Annotated in this window: 1 protein-coding gene; it reads left to right on the top strand. The window is 75.7% G+C overall.

Features of this window, described 5'->3' with window-relative positions; all coding sequences use genetic code 11:
• Positions 1 to 313, top strand: a 313-nt coding sequence (locus tag FrCorBMG51_RS24405) for an FtsK/SpoIIIE domain-containing protein (RefSeq protein ID WP_047225345.1), incomplete at both ends; no start/stop codon positions are given.

Here is a 313-nt window from a genome sequence, read left to right on the forward strand (position 1 = left end):
GGCGACGGCGGGGACGACGACGGTTGGGATGACGGCACGCCGGTGAACCTGGCCGGGATCCCGATCGGCCGGCAGGAGGACGGCCAGCCCTGGCGGCTACCGGTCCGCGGCGCCCATGTGCTGGTGGCCGGGGCCACCGGGGCGGGCAAGAGCTCGGTGCTGTGGGCGACGATCCGCGGGCTCGGCCCGGCGGTGCGCGCCGGCCTGGTCGAACTGTGGGTCGCCGACCCGAAGGGCGGGATGGAACTCGCGTTCGGCCGGGGCATGTTCACCCGGTTCGCCACCGACACCGCCGGCATCGCCGACCTGCTCG

The organism is Protofrankia coriariae (assembly GCF_001017755.1).
Taxonomy (GTDB): domain Bacteria; phylum Actinomycetota; class Actinomycetes; order Frankiales; family Frankiaceae; genus Protofrankia; species Protofrankia coriariae.